Raw genomic sequence first — 6,685 nt, 5'->3', positions numbered from 1 at the left:
TCCAACTAGAGTCCACTTTTCAACTTTAAATAGTCCACTTTTGAACTTTAAATAACAGGGGCAATTCATCCCCTTGACAAGAAATATTATTTAAGATAAAATTAACCTTTGTGTGCTTCTGCGCTTTAAGGCGGCGCTAAAGCGCGCTAAAACCTTTTTGCCAAATTCCGTAGCAAAAATTTGGTAGAGGGGATTTTTTGTGCTTTTCAAATAATTTTATGAGAGAAATAATCACATTGTCGTGTACGAAATGCAAGCGGCGCAATTATGCGACGAATAAAAATAAGAAAACAACTACCGGTAGGTTGGAGCTTAAGAAATATTGCAGGTTTTGCAGGGCGCATACGGTCCATAAGGAGGAAAAATAGGGGCTTGTCCCGGCACCTTTTAGTGCAGGGCTTGTCTGTTGGGCGAGTAGCTCAATTGGTAGAGCCCTGGTCTCCAAAACCAGTGGTTGGGGGTTCGAGTCCCTTCTCGCCCGAATTTTAATATTTATGGAAGAAAAAAAAGTTGGATTAGTTGCCGCGGTCGGTAATTATATAAAGGAAACGCAGGCAGAGGCCAAAAAAGTTTCCTGGCCGGACAGGAAATATATTATTTCTGCGACGGTAATAATAGTAGTGATGGTATTAGTTTTGGGATTTGCTTTGATGGGGATCGATTATGGTTTATCTCAAGCTGTTTTAATGTTAACAAAAGCACGTTAATAATAATGAATTTTGACAATCAAGAAAAAAATAACAGGGAAGAGCAGGGCAAAAATCCTGAAACTGCTCCTGTTGAAGAAAATAAGATAGAAGAGGTATCTTCTGTTCCGGCTGAACCTGAAAAAAAGGATGAGGCCCCGTTAGAATTGAAGTGGTACGTGATACAGACATACTCTGGACAGGAAGACAGGGTTAAGCGTGCGATCGAGCAAAATATTGACCGCTTGGGGCTCCGGCACAAAATTTCAAAAGTTTTGGTCCCCGAAGAAGAAGTGGTTGAACTTCACGGCAAAAAACGCGTGGAAAAAAAGAAAAACATGTTCGCGGGATATGTTTTTCTTGAAATGGCGCTGGATGACGAGTCTTGGTATGCAATAAGGCAGACGCCGGGGGTTGCCCGCTTTATCGGGACAAAAACTAAGCCAACTCCGGTATCCGATAGGGAAATGCAGAGAGTGTTAAAGCAAATAGGCGTTAAATCCGAAAAGCTTGAAATTGCTTTTGAAAGAGGCGAAATAGTAAGAGTCATAAGCGGGCCTTTTCGCGGTTACACCGGCACTATCGATGAGATAAATGTTGACCGTGAAAAGCTTAAAGTGCTCATCAATATCTTCGGGCGGGATACGCCGGTCGAAGTAAATTTTGAGCACGCGGAAAAGGTAGTATAACAATAACAAGGACAAGGGGAAAATGGCAGCACCAAAAGGCAAGAAAAAAGAAATCTTAGTTAAGATCAAGTTGCAGATCCCGGCCGGGAAGGCAAATCCCGCCCCGCCAATAGGACCGGCGCTTGGCCAGCATGGCATCAATATAATGGAGTTTTGCAAGGCTTATAATGCCCAGACCTCCGATAAGGGAGACACAGTGATCCCTGTTGAGATCACTGTATTCAAGGACCGATCATTTACCTTCATATTAAAGACGCCTCCAGCAGCCACATTGATCAAAAAAGCGGCCGGGATCGATAAGGCATCCGGAGAGCCAAACAGGAACAAAGTAGGGAAGGTCACCAAGGCGCAAGTTAAGCAGATAGCAGAGGCCAAAATGGCGGACCTTAATGCGAACGATGTCAATGCGGCGATGAAGATCATCGAAGGCACGGCTCGCTCAATGGGAGTTAACGTTGAATAAGACAAGTAAAAAATATCTGGAAAAAACAAAAACAATAGATACTTCGAAGAAATATAGTTTTGCCGATGCGGTCAAGCTCGTGAAAGGAACCGCATGGGCAAAATTCCCGGAATCTGTTGATCTGGCTATTACATTAAATCTGCCTTCCAAAAAACCAGATTCGATAAGAGGCCTTGTTACGCTTCCAAACGGCACTGGAAAGACAATGAAAGTAGCCGTCCTCTCGCGCGGCGATAAGCTTAAAGAAGCCGAGCAGGCGGGTGCGGATGTTTTTGGGGCTGATGACTTGATCGAAAGAATAAGCAAGGGATTCCTTGATTTTGACGTTTTGCTTGCAACCCCGGATATGATGCCGCAAGTCGGAAAGCTTGGGAAAATATTGGGGACAAAGGGCTTGATGCCAAACCCGAAGTCCGGGACGGTAACAAACGATATCGCAAAATCCATCAAGGAATTCAAAGCGGGCAAGCTCGAATACAGGATGGAAAAAGGCGGAGTTGTCCACCTGCTTGTCGGCAAGATAAGCTTCGAGCTAGAAAAGATCAAGGAGAATTTAGCAGTTGCGCTTAATGCTGTTAGAAAAAGCAAGCCCTCGTCCGTTAAAGGGTCTTTTTTCAAGTCCGCGACTATCTCATCAACTATGGGGCCGGGCATAAAGCTCGACTTGCGCGAAATGGAGACCGAAGAATGACAAAAGGAAGAACGGCTCCAGTAAAAGAAAGCAAAAAGAAAGCGGTGAAAGAGATCAGAGAAAAGATCAATTCATCAAAGATACTTATTTTGACCGATTACCGCGGGATGACGGTCAAGCAAGTGACGGAACTCCGCAGGAAGCTCCGCGCAAATAAGGCTGAATATAAAGTTTTCAAAAATACTTTGGTTGCTAAAGCCCTTCCGGAAGGATTGTCGTCCCTAGGGACGCAATTGATAGGACAAGTCGCGATTATTTTTGGGTCCGACGAAGTTGTCATGCCCGCGAAGACGCTTATGCAATTTATCGGCGAGCACGAAAAGCCGGGCCTTTTGGTCGGCGTTGTCGAAAATCAGATTTATGCCGACAAGCAGATTAAAGAATTAGCAAAACTGCCAAGCAAACAAGAGCTATTAAGCAAAGTTGTTGGCGCAATGAAGTCCCCCCTATACAATATTGTTTCAGTTATGCAGGGGCCGCTTCGAAAATTTGTTTATGCCTTGGATGAAATAAGAAAGCAGAAGTCACAGGGAGGTGAAAAGTAATGGCAAAAGTCGAAGATGTAATAGGTTTAGTTGAAGGTTTGAGCGTAATGGAATTATCCGAATTAGTTAAGAAGATGGAAGAAAAATTTGGAGTAACGGCCGCGGCCCCGGTTGCAATGGCAGCCGCAGGCGGCGCGGGCGCAGTCGCCGCAGAAGAGGTTAAAGATGAAGTCGATGTGATCTTAACTTCCGCTGGTGATAAGAAGATCCAAGTTTTGAAAGTAGTTCGCGAAATAACGGGACTTGGGCTCAAAGAAGCAAAAGATATGGTTGACGGAGCTCCTAAACCCGTAAAAGAGGGCATTAAAAAGCCTGAAGCTTTAGAGATCAAGAAAAAGCTTGAAGCAGAAGGAGCAAAGGTAGAAATTAAGTGAGACAAAATTTATTCCATGAGATAAAGAGAAAAATACCGGCAGCGCCGGACCTGCTTGAACTGCAGAAGGATTCTTTCGCGTGGTTCATGAACGAGGGCTTAAGGGACGAGCTCAAGTCGGTTTCGCCTATAAAAAGCTATGACCAAAAGCTCGAACTTTATTTTACGGGGAAGGTATTTGTCGGAAAGCCTAAATATTCCGTTCAGGAATGTTTGGTCCGTGAAGTGACGTACGCGGCCCCTCTCAAGGTCGAGGTAAAGCTCGTGAACCGCGAGAATAAAGAGGTCAAAGTGCAGGAAGTTTTCATCGGGGACCTCCCGCTGATGACTAATCGCGCGACATTTGTCATTAACGGCGCCGAACGCGTAATTATCTCACAGCTTACAAGGTCTCCGGGAGTTTATTTCAAATCCAGCAAGCGCGTCGAAAAATTGGGGCGCAGCCTTTTTTACGCGACTGTCATCCCTGACCGCGGCGCATGGCTTGAGATCGAAACAGACGCGCATCTTGCGGTTTTTGCGAGGATCAACAAAACGCGGAAGATCGGCATCACAACCCTTCTTTGCGCCGTAGGCGCGGCTGAAAAAGAGATATTGGAGGCCTTAAGCGAGGGCGAGTTCAGGAAAAGGACTTTCAAAGAAAGCCCGATAATTTCAAAAGAAGAAGCATTGATCGAGATCTACAAAAAGCTCCGCCCTGGGGATCCCGTCACTTTTGAAGGCGCGCAAGTTTATCTCCAAAATTTATTTTTCAGCCCTAAAAGATATGATCTTGGGCGCGTTGGCCGCCACAAGATGAATATAAAGCTCGGGATAAAAGTTGCCGAGGATATGACAGTGTTGACCAAGCAGGACCTGCTTGGCATGACAAAATACCTGATCGCCCTCCACAATGGCGACGGGTTGACTGACGATATCGACCATTTGGGGAACAGGAGGGTCAGGAGCGTAGGCGAATTGCTCCAGAGGCAATTCCGCATTGGATTAACGAGGGTCGAAAGGCTCATAAAAGAGCAGATGCTTACCAAAGGCCCATCAGTTACCCCGCAAGCCTTAATAAACATCCGCCCATTATCCGCCGTTATTAAAGAATTCTTTGGCTCATCGCAGCTTTCGCAGTTCATGGACCAGACAAACCCGCTGGCCGAATTGACGCACAAGAGAAGGTTATCGGCCTTAGGCCCAGGAGGGCTTACGCGCGAGCGCGCAGGATTTGAAGTGCGCGATATCCACCCAAGCCATTACGGCAGGGTATGCCCGATTGAAACGCCGGAAGGCCCCAATGCCGGCTTGATCGCATCTCTTTCAGCTTACGCGAGGGTAAATAAATTCGGGTTCATTGAAACCCCGTATTTTATAGTTGAAAAAGGTGTCGTCCAAAATAAGATCGAATATTTAACAGCAGATGTCGAGGATCTTTTTAAGATCGCGGCCTGCGACGTAAGGTTGACTCCCGCAAACCACATTAAGGAACCTCAAGTTCCCGTCAGGTACAAGAGGGAATTTGTTTTTGCCAGGGCAAACGAAGTGGATTACACAGGCGTTGCTCCAGCGCAAATTGTAGGCATTTCGACGGCTATGATCCCATTCTTGGAGCATGACGACGCGAACCGCGCAATGATGGGCGCTAATATGCAGAGGCAATCGGTCCCGCTTTTAAGGCCTGAAGCCCCATTTGTCGGCACTGGCCTTGAAAGGAAAGTCGCCGAAGACTCAAGATCAATCGTTCGCTCAAGAGGGGCCGGGAAAGTAACCCGCGTTACGGCTTCCGAAGTTGTCGTAACGGGAAGCAGCGGAAAGAAAGAAACGTACGAATTGGTAAAATTCGGTCGAAGCAACCAAAATACCTTGGTACATGAAAGGCCGACTGTCAAAATCGGCGACCGTTTGTCGGAAGGCGACCTGATCGCTGACGGGTCAGCAACGCAGAACGGAGAGCTTGCTCTGGGCCGCAATGTGCTTGTCGCATTCATGCCCTGGGAAGGATACAACTATGAAGATGCTATCTTATTATCGGAACGATTGGTCCGCGAAGATGTTTTTACGACCGTTCACATCGAGCGGCTGGAAGTTGAGGTCAGGTCCACAAAATTAGGAATGGAAGAAATAACCCGAGAGATTCCCAACGTTGGGGATGAGGCGCTTAGGAATCTTGATGATCGCGGGATCATTAGGGTAGGGACAGAGGTTGCTTCCGGCGAAATACTCGTCGGTAAAGTGACGCCAAAAGGCGAGACAGAATTGCCGGCGGAAGAAAAGCTACTCCGCGCGATATTCGGCGATAAAGCGCGCGACATGAGGGATACTTCTCTGCGCGTTCCTCCAGGCGAGGGCGGAAAGGTCATGAATGTCCGCGTCTTTTCAAGGGAAAAAGGCGACGAATTAAGCCCGGGCGTGCACGAGCTTGTCCGCGTTTACGTTGCACAGCAAAGAAAGGTTTCCATCGGGGACAAGCTTGCCGGCCGCCACGGGAATAAAGGGGTCGTTGCAAAGATCCTCCATGAAGAAGATATGCCATATCTTCCGGACGGCACGCCTGTCGACGTAGTGCTAAACCCGCTAGGCGTCCCATCGCGTATGAACATCGGGCAGATATTCGAATTGCTCTTGGGCTTTGCGGCGCATGTAAACGGCAAGAATTACGAAGTGCCGCCTTTTGACGAGATATATGAAGAAGAGGCGTCGCGCAAAATGATCGAAAGCATGCTTGGCGAAGCCAAGAAAAAACTTCCCTGGATCGACGAGAGCGGCAAGGTTAAACTCCGCGACGGCCGGACAGGCGAGGCTTTCGACAGGAAAGTTGTAATCGGATACATGTATCTCCTAAAACTTATCCATTTAGTTGATGACAAGATGCATGCAAGGTCAACAGGGCCGTATTCGCTGATAACACAGCAGCCTTTGGGCGGCAAGGCCCAGTTCGGAGGCCAAAGATTCGGTGAAATGGAGGTTTGGGCGCTTGAAGCGTACGGCGCGGCGCATACTTTGCAGGAACTGTTGACCGTTAAATCGGACGACGTGGTCGGCCGGTCTAAAGTCTACGAATCGATCATTAAAGGAAAACCTATGACGAAGCCCGGGATCCCCGAATCGTTCAAGGTTTTGTTGAAAGAATTAAGGAGTCTTGGGCTGGACGTAAGGACCCTCGACAAGAACCGCAAAGAAGTAAGCATTGAAGAAGAAGTCAAAGTCCCGGGAAGTTCTTCACGCAAGAAAAAAAGGGAGCCGATAATATAAT

At 47.3% G+C, this 6,685-nt stretch carries 8 protein-coding genes and 1 tRNA gene; all 9 read left to right on the top strand.

From position 1 onward, the window contains the following. Positions 1-218: 218 nt before the first annotated feature. The 9 genes from rpmG to rpoB all read left to right on the top strand — a co-directional run bounded on the left by rpmG (position 219) and on the right by rpoB (position 6,684). Positions 219-368: a 50S ribosomal protein L33 gene (rpmG, locus tag HZC34_08565; GenBank protein ID MBI5701874.1), complete on the top strand. Its 150-nt coding sequence runs from the start codon at positions 219-221 to the stop codon at positions 366-368. 40 nt (positions 369-408) lie between these two features. Further along, a tRNA-Trp gene (locus tag HZC34_08560) sits at positions 409-481 on the top strand. A 13-nt stretch (positions 482-494) separates the two neighbouring features. Next, on the top strand, positions 495-707 hold the full coding sequence (gene secE, locus HZC34_08555; protein MBI5701873.1) for a preprotein translocase subunit SecE: 213 nt from the start codon (positions 495-497) through the stop codon (positions 705-707). Between the two features lie 5 nt (positions 708-712). After that, a complete protein-coding gene (gene nusG, locus HZC34_08550) occupies positions 713-1,375 on the top strand; it encodes a transcription termination/antitermination factor NusG (protein MBI5701872.1) in 663 nt (220 codons plus the stop codon). Positions 1,376-1,397: 22 nt separating this feature from the next. Then, positions 1,398-1,838 carry a 50S ribosomal protein L11 gene (gene rplK, locus HZC34_08545; protein ID MBI5701871.1) on the top strand — a complete coding sequence of 147 codons (441 nt, stop codon included), beginning with the start codon at positions 1,398-1,400 and terminating at the stop codon, positions 1,836-1,838. Next, positions 1,831-2,529 (top strand): 50S ribosomal protein L1, encoded by a 699-nt coding sequence (locus HZC34_08540; GenBank protein MBI5701870.1) that lies wholly within the window; start codon positions 1,831-1,833, stop codon positions 2,527-2,529. Before rplK ends, HZC34_08540 begins: the two co-directional genes overlap by 8 nt. Next, positions 2,526-3,074: a 50S ribosomal protein L10 gene (locus tag HZC34_08535; GenBank protein ID MBI5701869.1), complete on the top strand. Its 549-nt coding sequence runs from the start codon at positions 2,526-2,528 to the stop codon at positions 3,072-3,074. The genes HZC34_08540 and HZC34_08535 overlap by 4 nt, the downstream gene beginning before the upstream one ends. After that, positions 3,074-3,448 carry a 50S ribosomal protein L7/L12 gene (rplL, locus tag HZC34_08530; protein ID MBI5701868.1) on the top strand — a complete coding sequence of 125 codons (375 nt, stop codon included), beginning with the start codon at positions 3,074-3,076 and terminating at the stop codon, positions 3,446-3,448. The genes HZC34_08535 and rplL overlap by 1 nt, the downstream gene beginning before the upstream one ends. Positions 3,449-3,468: 20 nt before the next feature. Then, positions 3,469-6,684 (top strand): DNA-directed RNA polymerase subunit beta, encoded by a 3,216-nt coding sequence (rpoB, locus tag HZC34_08525; GenBank protein MBI5701867.1) that lies wholly within the window; start codon positions 3,469-3,471, stop codon positions 6,682-6,684. Position 6,685: the final 1 nt, after the last annotated feature.

It is taken from the genome of Candidatus Saganbacteria bacterium, assembly GCA_016223245.1.
In the GTDB taxonomy this organism is placed as follows: domain Bacteria; phylum Margulisbacteria; class WOR-1; order XYC2-FULL-46-14; family XYC2-FULL-37-10; genus JACRPL01.
The sequence above is the reverse complement of the archived record's forward strand: the minus strand, read 5'-3'. Positions and strand labels throughout refer to the sequence as shown.

What these genes read in the sequence shown, in the direction of transcription:
- rplK (MBI5701871.1), top strand. Translation starts at nt 1,398, where the DNA reads ATGGCAGCACCAAAAGGCAAGAAAAAAGAAATCTTAGTTAAGATCAAG.
- HZC34_08535 (MBI5701869.1), top strand. Translation starts at nt 2,526, where the DNA reads ATGACAAAAGGAAGAACGGCTCCAGTAAAAGAAAGCAAAAAGAAAGCG.
- nusG (MBI5701872.1), top strand. Translation starts at nt 713, where the DNA reads ATGAATTTTGACAATCAAGAAAAAAATAACAGGGAAGAGCAGGGCAAA.
- rpmG (MBI5701874.1), top strand. Translation starts at nt 219, where the DNA reads ATGAGAGAAATAATCACATTGTCGTGTACGAAATGCAAGCGGCGCAAT.
- rplL (MBI5701868.1), top strand. Translation starts at nt 3,074, where the DNA reads ATGGCAAAAGTCGAAGATGTAATAGGTTTAGTTGAAGGTTTGAGCGTA.
- secE (MBI5701873.1), top strand. Translation starts at nt 495, where the DNA reads ATGGAAGAAAAAAAAGTTGGATTAGTTGCCGCGGTCGGTAATTATATA.